Consider the following 21,972-nt stretch of genomic DNA (forward strand, 5'->3'; position numbering starts at 1 on the left):
ATGTCGCCGTGCGTTGGCAAGCAGGTGCAACCGCTGCAGTAATGCGGACTCTGCAATGCACCTGCCGTCGTGGCACGGACCCACGCTCGACAACGCGCCGACCCGATGCTTCCTGAACTCGGGACGTTCCTGCTGGTGCTGGCCCTGCTGGTGGCGCTGGTGCAGGCCGTGGTGCCGCTGGCAGGCGCACAACGCGGACGCAGCAGCTGGATGGCCGTGGCGCGGCCGGCAGCGCTGGTGCAGCTGGCACTGATCGCATCGGCCTTTGCCGTGTTGACGCACGCCTTCTTGGTGCAGGATTTTTCGGTGCGCTACGTCGCCGAGAATTCCAACAGCCTGCTGCCGGTGATGTACCGCTATTCGGCGGTGTGGGGCGCGCACGAAGGCTCGCTGCTGCTGTGGACGCTGGTGCTGGCATTGTGGACCGGCGCGGTGGCGATCTGGTCGCGGCAGCTGCCGGCGCATGTGATCGCGCGCGTGCTCGGCGTCATGGCGCTGGTGAGTATTGGGTTTCTGGCGTTCTTGCTGTTCACCTCCAACCCGTTTGCGCGGTTGTTTCCGGTGCCGCCGGAAGGTGGCGACCTCAATCCGCTGCTGCAGGATCCGGGGCTGATCGTCCATCCGCCGATGCTGTATTGCGGCTACGTCGGCTTTGCCGTGCCGTTCGCGTTCGCCATCGCCGCGCTGCTGGAAGGCCGTATGGATGCGCGCTGGCTGCGCTGGACGCGGCCGTGGACCAATGTCGCCTGGTCGATGCTCACCGTGGGCATCGCGCTCGGTAGCTGGTGGGCGTATTACGAGCTGGGCTGGGGGGGCTGGTGGTTCTGGGACCCGGTGGAGAACGCCAGTTTCATGCCGTGGCTGGTGGGCACCGCACTGCTGCATTCGCAGGCGGTGACCGAAAAGCGCGGCAGCTTCGCCAGCTGGACCTTGTTGCTGGCAATCGCCGCCTTCGCGCTGTCGCTGCTGGGCACCTTCCTGGTGCGCTCGGGCGTGTTGACCAGCGTGCATTCGTTCGCCGCCGACCCGTCGCGCGGGCTGTTCATTCTGGTATTCCTGCTGGCCGTGGTCGGTGGTTCGTTGCTGCTGTATGCGCTGCGCGCGCCGCTTCTGTCGGTGGCGGACGATCCGCGTCGCGCATTCGCCGGCAGCTCGCGCGAAACCTTGCTGCTGTTGAACAACCTGCTGCTCACCTGCGCCTGCGCCATGGTGTTGCTGGGCACCTTGTACCCGCTGCTCGCCGATGCGTTGGGACTGGGCAAGTTGTCGGTCGGCCCGCCCTACTTCGGCACCTTGTTCGTGGTGCTGATGGCGCCGCTGGTGGCGCTGCTGCCGTTCGGCCCGCTCACCCGCTGGCAGCGCGAACAGGCCTCGCGGCCGCTGGCGATGCTGGCGCCGTGGGCAGGCCTGGCGCTGGCGGCCGGCGTGCTGGCCTGGTTGGTCGCGCCGCAGGGACAGTTGAAAGCCGCCTTCGGTGTCGCCGGTGCAGCCTGGGTGCTGCTGGGCACCGCGCGGTTCCTGTGGACGCGGCGGGCGGCCAAGGGGCGCAGATTCACCGCCGAGATGCTGGGCATGGTACTGGCGCACCTGGGCGTTGCGGTGTTCCTGTCCGGTGCCCTGCTGGTGGAGGGATTGAGCCTGCAGCGCGAAGTGGCGCTGGCGCCCGGGCAACAGGTGCAGATCGGCCGCTATGCCCTGCATTTCGACGGGCTGGAAGAACTGCGCGGGCCCAATTACGTGGCCGACCGTGCCAACCTGCAGGTGCTCAAGGACGATGCGCCGGTGGGCGCGCTGCAGGCCGAAAAGCGCCGCTACGCCAGCGGTGGCCAGACATTGACCGAGGCGGCGATTCGTCCTGGCCCGTTTGGCGACCTGTATGTCGCCCTTGGCGAACCGCTGGGCAACCAGGCCTGGGCGGTGCGTGTCCACCTCAAACCGTTCGTCCGCTGGATCTGGCTGGGAGCGCTGCTGATGGCGCTTGGCGGCCTGGTGACCGCGGCCGACCGGCGTTTTCGTCGTTCTCCGGAGATCCAAGATGGTTGAGTCACGTTCGCCCCGCCTGCCCACTGCGGTTCTCGTGGGCGCCATCGTGCTGCTGCTCGCCCTGGCAGCGCTGCTGGTCTACGCGGTGGTGCGCTCCGGTCAGGACGATCGCGATGCCCTGCCCTCTGCGTTGATCGGCAAACCGGCGCCGGAATTCGCGCTGCCGCTGCTGCACGACCCAGCCATCGTGGTGCATGCGCGCGAACTGCGCGGCGCGCCGTACATCATCAACGTGTGGGGCAGCTGGTGCCCGGCCTGCCGCGAAGAACACCCGGTGCTGAGCCGCTTCGCGCTGACCAAGCGCGTACGCGTGATCGGCTACAACTGGAAGGACGAGCGCAACGATGCGCTGCGCTGGCTCGAACAACTCGGCAACCCGTATCTGCTGGTGGTCGCCGATCAGGATGGCCGCACCGCCATCGATTTCGGCATTGCTGCCGCGCCGGAAACCTTCTTGGTCGACGGGCGTGGCGTGGTGCGGTGGAAGTACAGCGGCATGCTGACCCAATCCATCATCGACACCCAGTTGATTCCGGCGCTGAGCAAGATCGAACGTTCGCCCACCGCCGCACCGGACCTGCACGCCAAACAATGACCCGCTGGCTGCTGACGCTAGTGTTACTGCCCTGGCTGGCATTCGCCCAGCCGGTCGGCGATCCGGCGCCGCTGCGCTATGCATCGGCCGAAGAGGAGGCGCGTTTTCACGCACTCACCGCCGAGTTGCGCTGCGTGCAATGCCAGAACCAGTCGCTGGCCGATTCCAACGCGCAGATTGCGCAGGACCTGCGCCGGGAGGTGCTGGCGCTGATGCACGAGGGCCGCAGCGATGCGCAGATCCGCCAGTTCCTGGTCGCGCGCTATGGCGAGTTCGTGCTGTATCGCCCGCGGGTGGAGTCGCGCACCTGGCTGCTATGGTTCGGTCCGCTGCTGGTGTTGCTGCTGGGCGCGGGCGCCGTGGTGCGGGTGGTACGCAAACGCAGCGTGGCCGCGCCCGCCGTGCCTGCCGATGAGCAGGAGTGGTGATGGCCGGCTTTGTCGTCGCGGGGATCGTGATTGCGCTACTGGCCTTCGGCGTGGTGTTGCGCCCGCTGTGGCGCGAAGCGCGCGGCCTGGCCGCAAGCGTGGCAGTGTTGCTGCTGGCCGCGAGCACGGCGTTGTACTGGCTAGTCGGAGCGCCAGGCGCCATCACGCAGCCGACCGATCGCCCGGCCACGCCACGTTCGCTGGATGAAGCCATCGTGCAGCTGCGCGCGGCGCTGGCCAGTCACCCCGAGCAGGCCGAGGGCTGGGTGTTGCTGGGGCGCTCACTGTCCAGCCAGCAGAAATTTGCCGAAGCGCGCGATGCCTTCGCACGCGCGGTCGCACTCCGTCCGGACGAAGCGGACGTGCTGGTCGCCGCGGCGCAGGCGCGCATGCTTGCCGACGACAGCGGCCGCCCGGACCCGGAAGCCATGCGCCTGCTCGAACATGCGCTGGCGGTGCAACCGGACCACCAACGCGCGCGCTGGTTCCTGGGGGTGGTGCAGCGCCAAGCCGGTGAGCCGGCCAAGGCCAGTGCGACATGGGAGCCGCTATTGCGCGTGGTCGATGCCTCCACCCGCCCGGGCCTGCTCGAACAGATCAATGCCGCCCGACAGGACGCCAGGCTCGAGCCGCTCCAGGCACCGGCTGCGCCTACCGCCGCCGCAGCGAGTGGCAAACGCCTTCAGGTGCGCGTGACGCTGGATGCCGAATTCGCCAAGCGCGCCGGACTGCCCGGCGATACCAGCGTGTTCGTGATCGCGCGCGCGGCCGACACGCCGATGCCGGTGGCGGTGGAAAAACACGCGCTGCGCGAGCTTCCATTGACCATCACGCTGGACGATGGCGACAGCCCGATGCCGACGCGCACGCTGTCGTCGCTGGACAACGTGCAGCTGCTGGCACGGCTGTCGCGCAGCGGCAACGCCATGCGCCAGGCCGATGACGTGGAGAGCGCTCCGGTGACGGTCGCACTGCCTGCGGCCGCGCCGGTGGAACTGGTGATCGGCCGCTGATGGCTGACGCATTGCGTGTGATGGGCGCGGTCATCGACCTAACTGATGCGGGCAAACACTCGATCTTCGTGCAGCCATGCCGCTGTACCGAAGGTACATCACGCGTGCATCGACACAGATCGAGCGGCGTTTGCGACTGCCTGCTGAGCCGGATGTTTCGTTGTCTACATGCGCATGCAGACGAATGTACGCACCGCCGGCCAGCAGCCTAATCGCGTATCAAATGAGCGCCCCTCGCTTCGTGTATTTCCCATCTCACATGCCCCAGCACCCTCGCGCAGTGCCAGCTAGAATTGGCCCATGACTGAATTCATCCCTGCCGGCACGCTGTACCACGCCCTGCCCTCGCCGTTTCCGATGAAGCGCGGTGGCGTGCTGCATCAGGCACGCGTGGCGTACGAGACCTGGGGCACGCTGGCCGCAGATCGCAGCAACGCGATCCTGATCGTCACGGGCCTGTCGCCCAATGCGCACGCGGCGGCAAACCAGGCCAACCCCGAGCCGGGCTGGTGGGAAGCAATGCTGGGCCCGGGCAAGCCGATCGATACCGCACGCTGGTTCGTGGTCTGCGTCAATTCCTTGGGCAGTTGCAAGGGCTCGACCGGGCCGGCCTCGGTGAACCCTGCAACCGGCGCGCCGTATCGCCTCACCTTTCCGGATTTGTCGATCGAAGACGTGGCCGACGCCGCCGCCGATGTGGTACGCGCACTGGGTATCGCGCAACTGGCTTGCCTGATCGGCAACTCGATGGGCGGCATGACCGCGCTGGCGCTATTGCTGCGTCATCCCGGCATCGCGCGCAGCCATATCAATATTTCCGGCAGCGCGCAGGCATTGCCGTTTTCGATCGCAATCCGCTCGTTGCAACGCGAGGCGATCCGGCTGGACCCGCATTGGAATGGCGGCCACTACGACGATGCCCGCTACCCGGAATCGGGCATGCGCATGGCGCGCAAGCTCGGCGTGATCACCTATCGCTCGGCGCTGGAATGGGACGGTCGTTTCGGCCGCGTGCGACTGGATTCCGAGCAGGCGGCAGATGATCCGTTCGGGCTGGAATTTCAGGTGGAAAGCTATCTGGAAGGCCACGCGCGCCGCTTCGTGCGCTTCTTCGACCCCAACTGCTATCTGTACTTGAGCCGCTCGATGGACTGGTTCGACCTGGCCGAGCATGTCGACGAGCAACCGGCTACCGACTCTGCCATCGACCACGCCCATGCAGATGCCCTGCCCGCCTCTGCCAAGCCGCAGACCGGCGTCTCGACCGCCGACACGGTGCTTGCCGGCCTGGCGCGTATCCGCATCGCGCGTGCGCTGGCGATCGGTGCCAACACCGACATCCTGTTCCCGGTGCAGCAGCAGGAGCAGATTGCCGACGGCCTGCGTGCCGGCGGCGCCGATGCGCACTTCATCGGCCTGGATTCGCCGCAAGGCCACGACGCGTTCCTGGTCGATTTCGCCCGCTTCGGCCCAGCGGTCCGCGACTTTTTGCAGGGCTGTTGAGTTCCTTGAACGTCGCTCTGCGCCGCCGGATCTCGGCCGATGCTGCTGGAAGATGACGACCGTCACCGCTGTTTTTCCGGCTGGGAAATTGATGCGTGATATGCGCGCAGATCGCACCGGCAAGCCACACCATCCAACAGAGCAACGCGAATGCGCTATCAGGGACGTCTCAGCGACTGGAATGATCACAAGGGCTTTGGCTTCGTCACGCCCCATGGTGGTGGCGACCGCGCATTCGTCCATATCAGCGCATTTGCACAGCAGACGCGTCGCCCGCGCGATGGGGAGATCATCACGTATGCAATCGAACGCGATGCGTACAAACGCCTGAATGCCACGCAAGTGCAGTGGGCAGACCGTACCACCGCCGCCAGAACCGAACAGCGTCGCAGCGGCTTGCCACGCAAGACGCTGGCTGCGGTGTCGATGCTCGCGTTGGCGGCGGCCACGCTGATGCACGTGGTACCGGTGATCGTCCCGCTCTGGTACGCGGCGGCCAGCCTGGTCACCCTGCTGATCTATGCGATGGACAAATCGGCCGCGCAACGCAATCAATGGCGCATACCCGAATCCAGCTTGCACCTGCTGGCGCTGATCGGTGGCTGGCCAGGTGCGTTGCTGGCGCAGGAAATCTACCGGCACAAGTGCAGCAAGGCGGCGTTTCAGCTGACGTTCTGGCTCACGGTTGCGTTGAACGTCAGTGCACTGGTACTGGCAGTGACCGAGACCGATCTGATGGCCGCGCTTGCGGTGCTGTTTGATTGAACGCGATCAACAACGCGCGGCCCGGCGATCAACTCCCACCCTGTGACCACGTTCGAGGACCTCGGTGATCGGCTATGCGTTCTGGTCGAGCAACTCCAGCGTTCCCTCACGCATCCGGTAATGCCGTTGCACGACACCGGGCGGCAGCGCGTCGTGGGTGATCATCACCAGCGAGCGTTCGCCGAGTGCGGCGGCCAGGTCGACCAACAGCGCGTGGGCGGTATCCACGTCCAGACCATCGGTGGGTTCGTCGAGCAACAGGATCGGGGCATCGCGCAGCAGTGCCCGCGCGAGGGCGAGCCGGCGCGCCTGGCCGGCAGACAGCGTGGCGCCGTTTTCGCCAACCCAGGTGTCCAGACCGTCGTTCGCGCTGGCCCACGCGCCCAGGCGCACCTGTTGGAGCACCTGCCACAGTGCGGCATCATCGGCAGCGGCGTCGCCGATGAGCAGGTTTTCGCGCAGGCTGCCGGCAAACACCGGCGGGTTCTGTGGCAGCCAGGCGATACGCTGGTGCCATTGCGCCTGTGCGAGGTGGCGCAGGTCGATGCCCGCGTAGCGCAGCTGCCCGGCCTGCGGATCCCACAGGCGCAGCAACAACGCCAACACTGTGCTTTTACCGCTGCCGCTATCGCCACTGATGGCAATGCGCTCGCCCGGCGCCAGGGTCAGATCGAGCGCGTGCAGCACCGGGCGCACGCTACCGGGCCAGGCAAACGACACCTGCTGCAATTGCAACGTGCCGGTGCGCGGCACGTCGATCGCGTGCGCCGGATCGCTCACCGATGGCGCTTGATCGACGATGGCCTGCAGGCGCCTGGCGGCAACGCGTGCGCTTTGCAGCGCCTGCAATGCCAGCCCTGCACCGGCCCAGACTTCCAGCAACGCCATGGTCAAAAACACCAACCCCGCAGCGAGCTCGGCGGCGATCAGCCCGCGTTCGGCCGCGCCAAGTGCCAGCCACAGCATGCTGGCCAGCCCCAGCCCGCCGCAGAGCGCATGCAGCAGGTTGCCGGTGATCAGCCGTCTGCGCTGGATGCGATCGCCGCCGGTGACGGCGGCGGCGGCGGCGTCACTGCGCTGCAGCCAGGCGCCCTGCGCGTCGACCGCAGCAAGGTCGGCCGCGCCCTCCAGGCCTTCGAAGGCCTGCGTGCGCAAGGCCGTGCGCTGCTGTGCACGCAACTGCTCGCGCTGCGCGCCGCCGCGTGCCACCTGCCACGGCACCAGCCCGCCGATCAGCACGCCAAGCACCAGCAACAAGCACGCAGCGGGGAGATAGATCAGCGCAGCGGCGGCGACACCACCTAACCAGATGCCGAGCAATGCGGCCAGCGGTGCCAACGCGCGCACGCTCAGGCCGTCGACCTCGCCGATGTCGGACATCAACCGCGCCAGCAGATCGCCGGTCCGGGTGGCCGACAATCGCCCGGGCGCCAGCGGCAAGGCGCGGCGAAAGAACCACACCCGCAGATCGCGGGCGATGCGCAAGGTGGCATCGTGCCCGATCAACTTTTCGCCGTAACGCGACACGATACGCGCGAAGGTCAAGGCGCGAATGCCGGCCGACGGCGAGAAGAAGTTGAAACCGGCCCCCATGCCGGCAACGCCTGCCAGCGCAGCGGCGGTCAGGAAGCTGCCGGACAAGCCCAGCAGGCCGACACCGGCAAGCATGGTGACCAGCACCAGCACTGCCGACAACAGCAGGCGCCAGGCATGCAGACGAAACACATCGCGCAAACGATCAGGCTGGGGGCGGCTCATGGTGCCTCCAGCGTGACCGGCACGCCGCGCAGATCGATCACCGTGTCGGCCCAACGCATCGCCGCAGCGCTATGCGTCGCCAGAACGACCGCACGGCCGCGCGCAAAGATGCCCAGCGTCCGCAGCAATTCCGCTTCGGTGTCCGGGTCCAGAAAGGCGGTGGGTTCGTCCAGCAGCAACACCTCCGGCTCGCGCAACAACAATCGCGCCAACGCCACGCGGCGGGCTTCGCCACCGGACAAACCAAAGCCACGCTCGCCGATCACCGTGTCCAGGCCGGCCGGCAAGTGCGCTGCAAAGCGCAGCACCTGCGCCGCCTCGGCCACCGCGTGCAGGCGCGCATCGCTGGCCTGCGGGTCGGCCAGGCGCAGGTTGTCGGCGATGCTGGCGTGAAACAGGTAGGGCCGCTGCGTGGCATATCCAATGCGCGCCCCCGGGCGCACGGCCACGCTGCCCGCCTCGGGTGCAAGCCAACCGGCGAGTCCTTCCAGCAGCGTGCTCTTGCCGCTGCCGCTGGCACCGATCACCGCAACGCGCTGGCCGGGCTCCAGCGTCAGCGCGAACTCCTGGACCACCACCTGCGGCGCGCCGGCAGGACGCAGCACCAATCCACGTGCCTGCAACAAGGGCGCATGCGCTTGCGCCGGCTCCAGGGCACGTGCGGGTAGCACGGCGGTGTGCGCGGCGGCAGCCGGCTGGAAACCCTGCAGCAAGCGCTCGGCTTCGGCCACGGCAGCCAAGGCGTTCGCGCGGTCATGGTAATGCGCGGCCAGGCGCCGCAGCGGTGCGAAGAATTCCGGCGCCAGCAAGAGGCAGAACATGCCGGCACCCAGCGACGGCATACCGTGCAGATGGAGCATGCCCAGATAGCTCAAGCCGAAGTACAGCGCTACGATCGCAACGCTGACGGAGGCAAAAAACTCCAGCACGGTGGAGGACAGGAATGCGATGCGCAACACCTTCAGCGAGCGCTCGCGCACGCCCTCGGCAGCGGCGGCAATGCCCTGCAATTCAGCCTGGCCGCGGCCATACACGCGCAGCAATCCCAGGCCCTTGAGGCGATCGGCAAAATGCCCGCCCATGCGCGCCAGTTCGCCGAGTTGTTCGCGCCCTGCGGCCTCGGCGCCCCACCCCACCAGCATCATGAAGAACGGAATCAGCGGCGCGGTGAGCAGCAACACCAGCCCGACCACCCAATCGACCGAAAACACCGCGATCAGAATCAGCGGCGGCACCAGCACCATTTCGATGCGAGCGAGCTGGTAGCCGACGAAATAGCCTTCCAGCGCATCGGTATGCGCCAGGCTCAACTCGCCCAGTTCGCCACTGCGTTGCCGGCGCAACCATAGCGGCCCGTGCTGCACCAGGCGTTGCGCAATGCGCGCGCGCAGTTCGCGCTTGGCCACGTCGGCCACATCGCCGGTCAACGATTGCGCCCAGGCATTGAGTAGCGCGCGCCCGATCAGCGCAACCAGCAACCCCGCGCCCACGTTGCGCAATTGCGCCATTGCCAGGTGCTGCACCAGTACCGCCTGTACCAGCCAGGCGATCGCAGCCGATTGCACAAGCAGCAACGCACCCGACAACGCCACCGCCACGCCGGCGAGCCGCCGCGCGCGCGTGGCCGATGCGGCCAGCGCATCCAGCCAGTGGCCGCGTTGACGGCGCTGGGCGGGCGTTTCGCTGGCTTGCACGCTGGGCTGGCTCACGTCGCTCTTCTGAAGACTGCGCATTGCACGCGATTGTAAGTCGCCGCCTCCCGGTCGGGGATGGACAGTGTGACGCACCTGTTCAGGACCGCATTGATTTGGATCAACGCGGCCGGCGCGATGGCGGCAGATGATCGCCACATTCCTTACCGACCCTCAACCAGGCCCACCCGCCATGATCGACTCGACAGTTGTCGAACTGTCGCGGCTGCAGTTCGCAGTCACCGCGATGTACCACTTCATCTTTCCACCGCTCACCATGGGTCTGTCGTTCCTGCTGGGCATCATGGAAAGCGTCTACGTCATGACCGGCAAGCAGATCTGGCGGCGCATGACCATGTTCTGGGGTGTGCTGTTCGGCATCAACTTCGCCATGGGTGTCGGCACCGGCATCGTGATGGAATTCGAGTTCGGCATGAACTGGTCGTACTACAGCCATTACGTGGGCGACATCTTCGGTGCGCCGCTGGCGATCGAGGGACTGATGGCGTTCTTTCTGGAAGCCACCTTCTTGGGCCTGTTCTTTCTTGGCTGGAATCGCCTGAGCAAGGTACAGCACCTGATCACCACCTGGCTGGTGGCGCTGGGCAGCAACTTCTCCGCGTTATGGATCCTGATCGCCAACGGCTGGATGCAGAATCCGGCCGGCGCGGTGTTCAACCCCGACACCATGCGCATGGAGGTGGTGGATTTCGTGGCAGTGCTGTTCAACCCGGTGGCGCAGGCCAAGTTCGTGCATACGGTGAGTGCCGGCTACGTGCTGGGCGCGGTGTTCGTGATGTCGATCAGTGCGTTTTATCTCTTGCGGGGCAAGCATATTGAAATGGCACGGCGTTCGTTTGCGGTGGCTGCAGCGTTCGGCCTGCTGTCGTCGCTGTCGGTGGTGGTCCTGGGCGACGAGAGCGGCTACGCCGCCAGCGAACACCAGAAGATGAAACTGGCCGCCATCGAAGCGATGTGGGAAACCGAAGCCGCACCGGCCGACTTCACTGCGTTCGGCATTCCGAACCAGACCACCCATCGCAACGATTACGCCATCAAGATTCCGTACCTGATGGGCTTGATCGCCACGCGTTCGCTGGATGAGCCAATTCCAGGCATTCTCGAACTGGTCGGCCGTGCCGAACACCGCATCCGCGGCGGTCAGATCGCCTACGGCGCACTGCAACGCATCCGCGCCGACAAGAACGACGCCCAAGCACGCAAGGTTTTCGATGCGCACTGGCAGGACCTGGGCCACGGCCTGCTGCTCAAGCGCTATCGCGACGATATCGGCAACGCCACGCCGGAGCAGATTGCCCAGGCCGCGATGGACACCGTACCGCGCGTGCTGCCGCTGTTCTGGACCTTCCGCATCATGGCCGCCATCGGCATGTATCTCATCGCGTTTTTCGCTGTCGCCTTCTGGTTTGCCTGCAAGCACAACTTCCAGGAAAAACGCTGGTTCCTGAGCTTGGCCCTGTGGACGTTGCCGCTGCCGTGGATCGCGATCGAATGCGGTTGGTTCGTTGCCGAATACGGCCGCCAGCCGTGGGCGGTGGAAGGGGTGCTGCCCACGTTCTACGCCGCCTCGGGGCTGGACCTTTACGAGATCGTGATGACGCTGGTGGGCTTCACCGCGCTGTACACGACGTTGCTGGTGATTGCGATCAAGTTGTCGCTGAAGACCATCAACAAGGGACCGGAGGTGTTGTTCCCACCGATGCCGCCCAACGCATTGCCCGCCGCCCTGCAGGACCATGCCCCGTCGCGTCACGCACCGCTGAGTTCCGGTGCCGTGGCCGGCAGCGCACCGTAAGCAAAGGAGAGACATCATGGATTTCGTATTGCTCGATTACACGACCCTGCGCGTGATCTGGTGGCTGCTGCTCGGCGTGCTGCTGTCCGGCTACGCGGTGATGGGCGGCTTCGATCTGGGCGTGGGCGCGCTGCTGCCGTTCGTCGCCAGCAACGATGCCGAACGCCGGCTGGTGATCAACACCGTCGGCCCGGTCTGGGAAGGCAACCAGGTGTGGTTGATCCTGGGCGGCGGCGCGATCTTTGCCGCGTTTCCGCCGTTGTATGCAGTGAGCTTCTCCGGGTTCTATCTGGCGATGTTCCTGATCCTGTTCGCGCTGATCCTGCGCCCGGTCGGTTTCAAGTTCCGCGGCAAACTGGTGAGTCCGCGCTGGCGCAGCACTTGGGACTGGGCGTTGTTCGTCGGCGGCTTCATTCCGGCGCTGATCATGGGCGTGGCGGTCGGCAACGTGCTGCTGGGTGTGCCGTTCCACTTCGACGACAGCATGCGCACGTTCTACACCGGCAACCTGCTCGGGTTGCTGACGCCGTTCGCATTGCTCGCCGGCTTGCTCAGCGTGGCGATGCTGCTCGCGCATGGCGCCGCGATGCTGGTGCTCAAGACCGATGGACCGGTGGCCGAGCGCGCGGCACGTTTCGGCGGCATCGCCGCGCTGTGTGCGCTGACACTGTTTGCAGCAGGCGGCGCATGGGTGGCGCTGGGTCTGCCCGGCTATGCGGTGACCTCGGTGCTGGCCACCGATGCGGCCACCAACCCGTTCGGCAAGACCGCTGCGCTCACGGCCGCGGGCGGCTGGTTGCACAACTACAGTAGCATGCCGGCCACATTGATGGCGCCGCTGGTGGGCATGGTCGGGCTTGCGATGAGCGCGGTGTGCTTACGCCTGCGGCGCGGCGGCCTGGCCTTCATCGCCTCCGGCAGCGCCATCGTCGGCATCGTGTTCACGGTGGGCTTTGCGTTGTTCCCGTTCCTGCTGCCCTCTTCCAGCGCGCCAAGCGCGAGCCTGACGGTGTGGGATGCATCCAGCAGCCGTCTGACGTTGTGGATCATGTTGCTGGCCACTGCCGTGTTCATGCCGATCGTGCTGGCGTACACGAGCTGGGTGTATCGCGTGCTCAAGGGCAAGGTCACCGACGATGCGGTCACGGCCAACCCCAACGCGTACTGAGCGCCGCGGCAGCGATCGCAGTGCCTGCGCTGCCGTTGCCGCACTGCGCACCGCCATCATCCTGTTCAACGATTCGAGGAGCACACCAATGTGGTATTTCGCATGGATACTTGGCACCGGCCTGGCGGCATTGGCCGCGGTGCTCAACGGCATGTGGTTCGAAGCACGCGAGCCCGAGCGTGGCGAGCCGCCTCAGTAAAATAATTTCATCAGATGCTTGCCGATTCCCCATTCCCTATGTAACATACGCGGCTCCTTCGGGGTGTAGCTCAGTCTGGTAGAGCGCTACGTTCGGGACGTAGAGGTCGCAGGTTCGAATCCTGTCTCCCCGACCAGTTTCAAAACACAAACCGGCCTTGTGCCGGTTTTGTGTTTTCAGGCGTCGTTGCACGCACGTGCGCGACGCGGATGGTCTGTCATGTCTGTTGTCACTGCCGCGTCTTCTTCGTCCGCCCAGTTGCGTGGTCGCGGCCTGGTGCTGGCCGCGATCCTGCTGTCCGCATTCAACTTGCGCACCGCGGTGACGTCGCTGACGCCGCTGCTGGAACGCATTGCCGACGAGTACGCCTTCGGCGCGCCCACCATGGGTGCGCTCGGCATGTTGCCGACCGCAGCGTTCGCACTCACCGGCGTGGCAACGCCCGCATTGCTGCGCCGTTTCGGCTTGCTGCGCGTGGCGCTGTTGTCGATGGCGCTGGCCACGCTGGGGTTGGTGCTGCGCCCGCTGCTGCCGGGCACCGCCGGGTTGCTGGTCGGCTCGCTGGTGGCATTGGCCGGTATGGGCATGGGTAACGTGGTGCTGCCGCCGCTGGTGAAGCGTTACTTCGGCGACCGCGTGGGCCGGGTGAGCACGCTGTACATCACCGTGCTGCAGGTCGGCACGCTGCTGCCGGCCCTGCTGGCAGTGCCGGTGGCCGATGCGCTGGGTTGGCGCAGTTCGATGGTGGCGTGGGTGCTGCCGGCCCTGCTGGCAACGGCGGCGTGGGCCCTGGTGCACGCCAACCATCGGCGCATCCGCGCCACCGGCCCGGCACCGGTCACACCCACGCCCGAAGCCGAAGGCCGCGTCGCGCGTACGGCGCTGGGTTGGAGCATGGCGGTGACCTTCGGCATGACCTCGCTGGTGACCTATTCCATGTTCACCTGGCTGCCGACGCTGCTGCGCGAAGCCGGTGCATCGCCTGCGTTCGGCGGCACCATGGTGGCGTTGTTCGCGGCATTGGGCATGGTCGGCGCGCTGACCATGCCGGCGCTGGCGGTGCGCATGCGCAATCCGTTTCCGATCGTGCTGCTATGCGCAGCCTGCCACCTGGTCGCGTTCGCCGGGCTGTGGTGGGCGCCGCTGGCCGCACCGGTCCTGTGGGTGACCCTGCTCGGCCTGGGGCCGAGTACGTTTCCGCTGGCGTTGGTGTTGGTGAATCAGCGCAGCCGCACGGCGGCCGGTTCGGCTGCGCTGTCCGGTTTCTCGCAGGGCGTGGGCTATGCGGTGAGCTGCCTGGGGCCGTTCCTGTTCGGCTGGCTGCACGCGCACAGCGGCGGCTGGACCTCCCCGTTCGTGTTCCTGGTCATCTGCCTGCTGGTGCAGCTGGCCGCCGCCTGGGTGGCCTGCCGCCCGCAGTTGCTGGAAGATGCGTGGACGCCGCCGGCACGCGGCGCCCGCGCGCTCACCGTACCGGCAGACTGATGTAGCTGGGCTGCTCGGGGGACACGTATACCCGCTGCGTGGCCTTCTGATAATCGCCGGGCTTGGCGAAGAAGATATTGGGCACGTAAGTCTGCGGGTTGCGGTCGTACAGCGGGAACAGGCTGGACTGCACCTGCACCATCACCCGGTGGCCCGGCTGGAAGGTGTGGTTGGCGGTTGGCAGGCCGAACTGGAATGCCAGCGGCTGATTGGAGGCCAAGGGTTTGGGCGTGCTGAAGCTCTCGCGGTAGCGGCCGCGGAAGATCGCCAGCGACACCGGCAACTCGTAGCCGCCCATCTTCGGGTTCGACGCCATCTCCTCCGGATACACATCAATCAGCTTCACCACCCAATCGCTGTCGCTGCCGCTGGTGGAGGCCTGCAGATGCACTTCGGGGGCACCGGCGATCTGCAGCGGCTCGGTCAGCGGCTCGGTGACGAAGGTCAGCACGTCAGGGCGGCCATCGACAAAGCGCTGGTCGTGCACCAACCAGGTGGTCCACATCGCGCGGTCGGCAAAATCCACCGGGCGCGGCACGAACGGCACCGGCTTGGCGGGGTCGGACACGTACTCTTCAAAGCCCGCCTGCCCGGCCACCGGTTGCTGGAACGACAACTTGCCGCCGGCCTGCAGATACAGCGGCCTGTTGGACGAGGCGCAGCCCTTGTCGCAACTGCGCGGCCATGCCTTGAGGCGGTCCCAATGGTTTTCGCCGGTGTTGTAGATGAACACCGGCGGCGTGTCTGCCTTGGGCGCGCCATCGACCAGGTACTGGTCCAGGAACGGGCGCAGCACCTCGGAACGGAACTGGCGCGCGGTATCGCCTTCGAAATTCAGCGCGCCCAAGGCACTGCCGTCGTAGTTCACCTGACTGTGGCGCCACGGGCCCATCACCAGGTAGTTGAGCGTATTGCGCTTGTCGCGCGGCTCCATCGCCGCGTAGCTGTGGATCGCTCCCCACATGTCTTCCTGATCCCACAGGCCTTGCAGCCACATCGTGGGCACCTTCAGCGGCGTGCGCGCCATTACCTTGTCGAGCGCCTGCTCCTGCCAGAACGCGTCATAGGCGGCGTGTTCGGTGAGCTTGTGCCACCACGGCAATTGCTCCAGACCTGCGGCCTTGGCGAAGTCGCCGGCCGAGCCGGCCTGCAGGAAGTTGCTGTAATCGTCGTGCCCCTGACGCGCGATGCCGGCGCCCTTGCCGCGCTTGCTGAGCTGGCCGGTGAAATAATCGAAATTCACCTGGCGGAACGCGCCGTAATTGAACCAGTCGTCGCCCATCCAGCCGTCGATCATCGGGCTTTCCGGCACCGCCACCTTCAACGCCGGATGCGGGTTGGTCAGTGCCATCACCACGGTGAAGCCTTCGTAGGACGAGCCGATCATGCCGACCTTGCCATTGGTTTCCTTGACGTTCTTCACCAGCCAGTCGATGGTGTCCCAGGCATCGGTGGCATGGTCGACCTCGCTGGGATTGAGCGGCCCACGCAGCGGGCGCGTCATCACGTAATCGCCTTCGGAACCGTATTTGCCGCGCACGTCCTGAAACACACGGATGTAGCCGCCTTCCACGAAGACGTCGTCGCCGGCAGACAGCAGGTCCTTTATATGCGGCGAGGCCAGCCGTTCGGTGCGGCCACTGGCGTCGTAAGGCGTGCGTGTCAGCATGATCGGTGCGTTCCTGGCGCCCTTCGGCAGCACGATCACCGTGTGCAGCTTGACCCCATCGCGCATCGGAATCATCACCTCGCGCTTGATGTAGTCGTTGCTCGCATCGGCAGCCACGAACGGCTTGCCGGTGATGTCCGGCGTCATCGGCGAGGTTTGCGTCATCGCGGTGCCGGTGGCGGCGGCAATGGCGGTGGCTAGCAGGCAGGCGGCAAGGCGGCGCATGGACGACTCCGAAAGTGCGGGCAGTCATCTACTGTAGGCAGGCGTCGGCGGCCCAGGGGAGTGTCAAAGGTCGTGGGTGGCCTTACCGGGGTCTGGCGGGCCGAAATTAAGCAACTTCCATACGGAAATAGTCGAGTCATCGATTGCCTGACAGATGACTCGAGCGCGCAATCCCCTTTCAGATGGATGCGTGCGGCAAGCTATGCGCGCAAGCGGGCGATGCGGCGACTGGTTCGTGGCGTGTTCTATATCGCACTTAAGCAAGCGATGCGGCAAATGCCCCCTTCGTTGATGGTAAGCATCAGTGGTACACCGACGCTGCCTTGCTCGCGTTGCCGGAAAACAGCACCTATCTTTGCTTGATAAGCCAAGCAGCCTGACACTCGCTTAGAACAGTAATTCGCCCAAAACCCCCAGCAACGAGGCTCAATGATTGAAAATGATCGACGCATATACTTGGCTGGGAATTAAATAGTAGGATATCGAATCCCAGCATCAAGATTAAAATAAAATTCTCGATTCGCACACTTGGCAATTTATTCGCATTTCATCCGCCGCAGACCACATTTTTATAGATCATAGAATTCCGTCAAGCAATCGAGGTACTTAGATATGGGTCTCTGCGGCTCAATCGAGCGTGGCAATTCAGGAAGAATCACTTATAACGAAAGCTCTCCGCCTCACCCGCAGGCTACGGGCAATAGTTCGCGTTACACCAGCAACCCGGACCGGGCAGACAGCCGACTAGAAGGGCTGCGAAGCTTGAATAGTAGTAGAAGCGCTAGTCAAACATCCAACCTCAGCGCGGTAACGCAGGTCATGCGATCCGTCAGATCCGGGTATTATAAAAAGCCGCGCTTAAAATCAAGCAACAAGCGCAAAAATGAAGGGTACGAAGAAGCTCTACGGGTTTACAACGCGACCCGCGAAATCGAGCGCATGCGAAATGAAGTAGATAGTCTAGAGGAAGATATAGTGTCATCGGCAATGTACGGCAACGCCCATAACTGCGGCGAATTGGCTGTACTGGCCGTTCATCAACTACAGCAAGACCATAATTTGATTGCGCGCCTTGCGTTCCTGGGTGGAAGGACTCACACCACCGCGATTATCGGGCCGGTACCGGGTGCAGGCCCGTTGCCATCGGACATGACGGAATGGAACGCTGATATATACGTTTGCGACCCTTGGTGCAACATTGCCTGTAGAGCGAACCACTACCCCGAAAAGTTCAGAGAAAAAATGGAAAAGTGGGATCGGGAAGGAAAACAGGTGTGGCTATCGGGAACGGGCTTCGTGTCCCCTATGGACGACCGATGGGTCCGCACTGTACTAGGAGGCGAAAAGACAACGGCGTAATTCTGGGCATCCATCTCCCAGTGCTACAGCTGCGTCAGATTCGTTCCGTGTCGTTAATGTCGTATCTGCCCCTGACCACGCACCACGAAGCGCTCCACGGTGAGCGCTTCCAGGCCCATGGGGCCATAGGAATGCAGGCGTGTGGTGGAGATGCCGATCTCCGCGCCCAGGCCCAGTTCACCGCCATCGGAAAAGCGCGAGGAGGCGTTCACCATCACCACCGCAGAGCGTAGCGACTGCACGAATCGCTCGGCGTTGTCGGCATCCTGCGTGGCGATGACTTCGGTGTGGTCCGAGCCGTACTGGCGGATGTGCGCCAGCGCCGTGTCCAGATCCGGCACCACGCGGATGGCCAGAATCAGATCCAGGAATTCCGCGGCATAGTCGTCGTCGCTGGCAACAGCGATGTCTGGCAGCACCGCCTGCGTCGCCGCATCGCCACGCAGTTCCACCTTGCGTTCGCGCAATGCCTGCGCGGCAAGCGGCAAGAAGCGCTCGGCGATGCCTGCATGCACCAGCAAGGTCTCCAGCGAATTACAGGCCGACGGCCGCGTCGCCTTGCCATCGATCAGCAGGCGCAGCGCAAGCTCCATATCGGCGGATGCATCCACAAACAGGTGGCACACCCCCTTGTAGTGCTTGATCACCGGCACGCGCGCGTGCTCGGCGACAAACCGGATCAGGCCTTCGCCACCGCGCGGAATCGCCAGATCGACGATGTCGCTGAGCTGCAGCAGTTCCAGCATGGTCTCGCGGCGCAGATCCTCGACCAGGGTCAGCGCCGCGTCCGGCACATTGGCCTCGCGCAAGGCCCGCTGCAGTGCGCGCGCAATGGCGGTATTGGAATGGATCGCCTCCGAGCCACCGCGCAGGATCACGCCATTGCCGGCCTTGATGCACAGTGCCGCAGCGTCGGCCGTGACGTTGGGCCGCGCCTCGTAAATCATCGCGATCACGCCCAGCGGCACACGCACCTTCTGCACGCGAATCCCGTTGGGGCGCACATCTTCGCGGGTGATCCGACCCACCGGGTCGGGCAGCTGCGCCACCTCGCGCAGTGCGGCCGCGATGCCGGCCAGGCGCTTGTCGTCCAGCGCCAGCCGATCGAGCATGGCACTGCCGGTGCCCTTGGCACGCGCGGCCTCCAGATCGCGCGCATTGGCGGCCAGAATCGCCGCCGCATCGGCTTCCAGCGCGGCCGCCATCGCGTCCAGCAAGGCATGCTTGGCCGGTGCAGACAATTGCGACACCACCTGCGCGGCGTCACGGCATTGCAGAGCGAGCGTTTTGATGGTCATTTGGGAGCCGGGATTGGGGAGTCGGGATTAGGGATTGGCAAAAGCGGGCGACACGGTTTTATCACTACCAGGGGTCAGTCGCTGGGACGAAGAGGCAGAGGTCTAGGGACGCAGTGCACACGCTGTTGCGAATCCCAAATCCCAAATCTCGAATCCCGGCTACAACAGCACCAGATCATCGCGATGCACCACGTTTTCGCCGTAACTGTAGCCGAGCACGTTCTCGATCTCGCGCGAGTGGCGGCCTGCAATACGACGGATATCCAGGGCCGAATACTGGCTGACGCCGCGTGCCAGACACTGGTCGCCCGCGGTGTCGCGCAGACGAATCTCCACCATGTCGCCGCGACGGAAATCGCCCTGCGCGCCGGCCACGCCGCCTGGCAACAGCGAGGCGCCCTTGCCGGTCAGGGCCGCTGCGGCGCCGTCGTCGATGAGGATCGCGCCCGCTTCCACCGGTGCGTGCCGCAGCCAGTATTTTCGCGCAGCGATGCGCGTGCGCGCGGCGTGGATGCGCGTGCCACGCAGGCGGTCCTGCGCCAGGGCGCGCACCACCTCGCCACTTCGGCCGTTGAATAGATAGGTTTCGATGCCGGCCGCACCGGCCTTTGCTGCGGCTTCCAATTTGGTGCGCATGCCGCCGGTCCCCACGTTGCTGCCGCTGCCGCCGGCCATCGCCAGGACTTCAGGGGTGAGCTCGGGCACATCGTCGAGCGGGCGCGCCAACGGGTTGCTGCGTGGGTCGGCGCTATACAACCCATCGATGTCGGTGGCGATGAACAACGCGTCGGCATCGACCAGCGCAGCCACGATCGCGGCCAGGTTGTCGTTATCGCCCAGCTTCAACTCATCCACCGAGACGGTGTCGTTTTCGTTGATCACCGGCAGCGCACCCAGCCGCAGCAACTCGCCCAAGGTGGCACGCGCGTTGAGATAGCGGCGACGGTTGCGCAGGTCGTCATGCGTGAGCAGTACCTGCGCCACCGGCCGCTCGAAAAAGCGCTGCCATAACGCAATCAGCTGCGCCTGGCCCAAGGCGGCCAGTGCCTGCCGCGCCGCGATCGGTGCGCCGACATCCGCCGCTTTGGGCAGGATGGCGCGACCAGCGGCCACCGCGCCCGACGAGACGATCACCAGCTCGCGCCCGGCTGCCAGATTGGCGGAAACGAACTGCGCCAGACCCAGCGCGAAGCGCGGGGACAGGCCACCGCCATCGGCGGCGAGCAGGCTGCTGCCGACCTTGAGCACCGCACGGCGCCACGGCGGCAGCGCCTGCTGGGTAAACGGCGACAACGTGCTGGCAGGCGTGCTCATGGCAATGGCGTCCTCAGTGCGTGTTCCACTCATACACGGTCAGTGCAGAGGCATCGCGCAGCACCAGCGGGTCGCGCGCAACGATCTGCTGCGCCTCTTGAAGCGTGGCCACGTTGACCAGCACATACGCGCCACCGCTGCGATCGCTGAAGCCGCCGGTCAGCTCGAGCTGCCCGGCGGCGCGCAATGCATCGAGAAAGTCCAGATGCGGCTGCACCACATCGGCGGGAAACCCCGGCTTGCGCAGCGCAAGCACCAGATAGCGGGTCGTCATGCGCGCAGCGCCTGCCAGCGCGCCTGCAGCACATCCAGTTGCAGGTCGGCTGCCGCACCGGGCGACACGCGCGCAGCCAGGCTGCCTTCCGGCGTGCGTCCCTGCCCTGCGGTCTCGGCGGCCTGCGCTGCGGCCTTGTAGGCCTCGCGAAACGGCACGCCGGCTACCGCGGCTTCCACTGCCACATCGGTGGCGTACATGCCCGAATCGATGGCTGCGCGCAGTTTGTCCGGGCGCCATTCCAGATTGGCCAGCAAGGCCGGCAGCAGTTCCAGCGCCGCAAGTCCGCGGCCAAAGCCGTGCACGATCGCGCCCTTGCTGCTCTGCAGGTCGCGGTGATAACCCGACGGCAGCGACAGCAGCTGTTCGATCTCGGTGCGCGCTGCCGCCACGCTGGCATGCGTTGCGCGCATCAGCTCGATCACGTCCGGGTTGCGCTTGTTCGGCATGATCGAACTGCCGGTGGTGTATTGGGCCGGCAGGGCGACAAACGCGAATTCGCCGCTGGTGAACAGCGACAGATCCCAGGCGATGCGGCGCAGATCCAGCGTGGCGCTGCCGAGCGCTTCGAGCGCGGCCAGTTCGTACTTGCCGCGCGAAAGCTGGGCGTAGATCGGCGAGACCAACAGGCGTGCAAACCCCAGTTCGGCGGTGGTATGCGCACGATCCAGCGGCAGATTCACGCCATAGCCTGCAGCGGTGCCGAGCGGGTTGCTGTCGACCAAACGGACGGTGTCGTCGGCGCGCACGGCGTTGTCGATGAACGCTTCCGCCCAGCCCGCCCACCACATCCCGGCCGAGGACACCACCGCCCGTTGGATGTGCGTATAACCGGGCACCGGCAGCCCGGCCTCGGCCTGTGCGCGGTCCAACGCCACCTTGGCGATCTCCGCGCTGAGCGTGGCAACGCGCTGCAGCTTGTCCTTCAGCCACAGCCGCGTGGCGACCAGGATCTGGTCGTTGCGGCTACGCCCGGTGTGGATCTTGCGGCCTGCATCGCCCAGACGCTCGGTCAATCGCGCTTCGATGGCGGAGTGGCAATCTTCGTATTGCGCATCGAGCACGAAGGCGCCGCTGCGAAAATCGGCGGCCAGCAGGTCGAGCTGTTCGCTCAAGCCGCCCAGCTCCTGCAACGACAAGATGCCGATGTGCTGCAGCCCCTGCGCATGCGCCTTGCTGGCAGCGATGTCGTACAGGAAGAATTCGCGATCCAGGATCACATCGTCGCCGGCCAGGAAACTCTGGATCTTGGCGTCAACGGCAACGCCAGGTTTTTGCCACAACAGATTGGTCATCGGAAAGCGTCTCGAGTAAGTCGTCCAGTTTCGATCCCCGCACATGGATGCGCGGGCTGTTGCGAGGAACTCGC

The 21,972-nt window shown here is 65.4% G+C and carries 18 protein-coding genes and 1 tRNA gene; 12 read left to right on the plus strand and 7 right to left on the minus strand.

What is annotated here, in order from left to right:
• Positions 1–105 precede the first annotated feature (105 nt).
• The 6 genes from J7396_RS13595 (at position 106) to J7396_RS13620 (ending at position 6,347) form a co-directional block, all read left to right on the plus strand.
• Complete coding sequence (locus tag J7396_RS13595; protein WP_011347686.1) at positions 106–2,043, plus strand: heme lyase CcmF/NrfE family subunit; 1,938 nt, start codon at positions 106–108, stop codon at positions 2,041–2,043.
• Entirely contained in the window at positions 2,036–2,638 is a 603-nt protein-coding gene (locus J7396_RS13600; protein WP_008573806.1) for a DsbE family thiol:disulfide interchange protein, read from the plus strand. The genes J7396_RS13595 and J7396_RS13600 overlap by 8 nt, the downstream gene beginning before the upstream one ends.
• Positions 2,635–3,066 carry a cytochrome c-type biogenesis protein gene (locus J7396_RS13605; protein WP_008573805.1) on the plus strand — a complete coding sequence of 144 codons (432 nt, stop codon included), beginning with the start codon at positions 2,635–2,637 and terminating at the stop codon, positions 3,064–3,066. Before J7396_RS13600 ends, J7396_RS13605 begins: the two co-directional genes overlap by 4 nt.
• The gene (locus J7396_RS13610; RefSeq protein ID WP_209261584.1) at positions 3,066–4,079 is read left to right on the plus strand and encodes a tetratricopeptide repeat protein; all 1,014 of its coding nucleotides are present in this window, start codon (positions 3,066–3,068) and stop codon (positions 4,077–4,079) included. The genes J7396_RS13605 and J7396_RS13610 overlap by 1 nt, the downstream gene beginning before the upstream one ends.
• Before the next feature lie 300 nt (positions 4,080–4,379).
• Positions 4,380–5,582 carry a homoserine O-acetyltransferase gene (locus J7396_RS13615; protein WP_209261585.1) on the plus strand — a complete coding sequence of 401 codons (1,203 nt, stop codon included), beginning with the start codon at positions 4,380–4,382 and terminating at the stop codon, positions 5,580–5,582.
• Between the two features lie 150 nt (positions 5,583–5,732).
• Positions 5,733–6,347, plus strand: coding sequence for a cold shock and DUF1294 domain-containing protein (locus J7396_RS13620; RefSeq protein ID WP_014090331.1), 615 nt, complete (start codon positions 5,733–5,735; stop codon positions 6,345–6,347).
• A gap of 72 nt (positions 6,348–6,419) precedes the next feature.
• On the opposite strand, the gene cydC is transcribed toward J7396_RS13620, so the two are convergent.
• Positions 6,420–8,105, minus strand: coding sequence for a thiol reductant ABC exporter subunit CydC (gene cydC / locus J7396_RS13625; protein WP_209261586.1), 1,686 nt, complete (start codon positions 8,103–8,105; stop codon positions 6,420–6,422).
• Entirely contained in the window at positions 8,102–9,838 is a 1,737-nt protein-coding gene (cydD, locus tag J7396_RS13630; protein WP_209261587.1) for a thiol reductant ABC exporter subunit CydD, read from the minus strand. Before cydD ends, cydC begins: the two co-directional genes overlap by 4 nt.
• A gap of 151 nt (positions 9,839–9,989) precedes the next feature.
• Here cydD and J7396_RS13635 point away from each other — a divergent pair, with 151 nt between their 5' ends.
• From J7396_RS13635 to J7396_RS13655, 5 genes are all read left to right on the plus strand, one after another.
• Positions 9,990–11,612: a cytochrome ubiquinol oxidase subunit I gene (locus J7396_RS13635; protein ID WP_014090334.1), complete on the plus strand. Its 1,623-nt coding sequence runs from the start codon at positions 9,990–9,992 to the stop codon at positions 11,610–11,612.
• Between the two features lie 16 nt (positions 11,613–11,628).
• Positions 11,629–12,780: a cytochrome d ubiquinol oxidase subunit II gene (gene cydB / locus J7396_RS13640; protein WP_209261588.1), complete on the plus strand. Its 1,152-nt coding sequence runs from the start codon at positions 11,629–11,631 to the stop codon at positions 12,778–12,780.
• Positions 12,781–12,868: 88 nt separating this feature from the next.
• Positions 12,869–12,979: a cytochrome bd-I oxidase subunit CydX gene (gene cydX / locus J7396_RS13645; RefSeq protein WP_008573380.1), complete on the plus strand. Its 111-nt coding sequence runs from the start codon at positions 12,869–12,871 to the stop codon at positions 12,977–12,979.
• Between the two features lie 59 nt (positions 12,980–13,038).
• Positions 13,039–13,115: transfer RNA gene (locus tag J7396_RS13650), tRNA-Pro, on the plus strand.
• 83 nt (positions 13,116–13,198) lie between these two features.
• Positions 13,199–14,464: an MFS transporter gene (locus tag J7396_RS13655; protein ID WP_081029808.1), complete on the plus strand. Its 1,266-nt coding sequence runs from the start codon at positions 13,199–13,201 to the stop codon at positions 14,462–14,464.
• Here the strand turns inward: J7396_RS13655 and J7396_RS13660 are convergent.
• Positions 14,445–16,358 (minus strand): CocE/NonD family hydrolase, encoded by a 1,914-nt coding sequence (locus J7396_RS13660; RefSeq protein WP_071117447.1) that lies wholly within the window; start codon positions 16,356–16,358, stop codon positions 14,445–14,447. The genes J7396_RS13655 and J7396_RS13660 overlap by 20 nt on opposite strands.
• Positions 16,359–17,177: 819 nt before the next feature.
• Here J7396_RS13660 and J7396_RS13665 point away from each other — a divergent pair.
• Entirely contained in the window at positions 17,178–17,717 is a 540-nt protein-coding gene (locus J7396_RS13665; RefSeq protein WP_127167178.1) for a hypothetical protein, read from the plus strand.
• Between the two features lie 53 nt (positions 17,718–17,770).
• On the opposite strand, the gene J7396_RS13670 is transcribed toward J7396_RS13665, so the two are convergent.
• The 4 genes from J7396_RS13670 to J7396_RS13685 form a co-directional block, all read right to left on the minus strand.
• Complete coding sequence (locus tag J7396_RS13670) at positions 17,771–19,015, minus strand: glutamate-5-semialdehyde dehydrogenase (RefSeq protein WP_209261589.1); 1,245 nt, start codon at positions 19,013–19,015, stop codon at positions 17,771–17,773.
• A 159-nt stretch (positions 19,016–19,174) separates the two neighbouring features.
• Positions 19,175–20,329: a glutamate 5-kinase gene (gene proB, locus J7396_RS13675; RefSeq protein ID WP_136732623.1), complete on the minus strand. Its 1,155-nt coding sequence runs from the start codon at positions 20,327–20,329 to the stop codon at positions 19,175–19,177.
• Positions 20,330–20,342: 13 nt separating this feature from the next.
• On the minus strand, positions 20,343–20,603 hold the full coding sequence (locus J7396_RS13680) for a YciI family protein (RefSeq protein WP_011347701.1): 261 nt from the start codon (positions 20,601–20,603) through the stop codon (positions 20,343–20,345).
• On the minus strand, positions 20,600–21,898 hold the full coding sequence (locus J7396_RS13685; protein ID WP_011347702.1) for an argininosuccinate lyase: 1,299 nt from the start codon (positions 21,896–21,898) through the stop codon (positions 20,600–20,602). The genes J7396_RS13680 and J7396_RS13685 overlap by 4 nt, the downstream gene beginning before the upstream one ends.
• Between the last annotated feature and the right edge of the window lie 74 nt (positions 21,899–21,972).

Origin of the sequence: Xanthomonas sp. A1809 (assembly GCF_017746015.1) — a bacterium.
Classification (GTDB): Bacteria; Pseudomonadota; Gammaproteobacteria; order Xanthomonadales; family Xanthomonadaceae; genus Xanthomonas; species Xanthomonas euvesicatoria.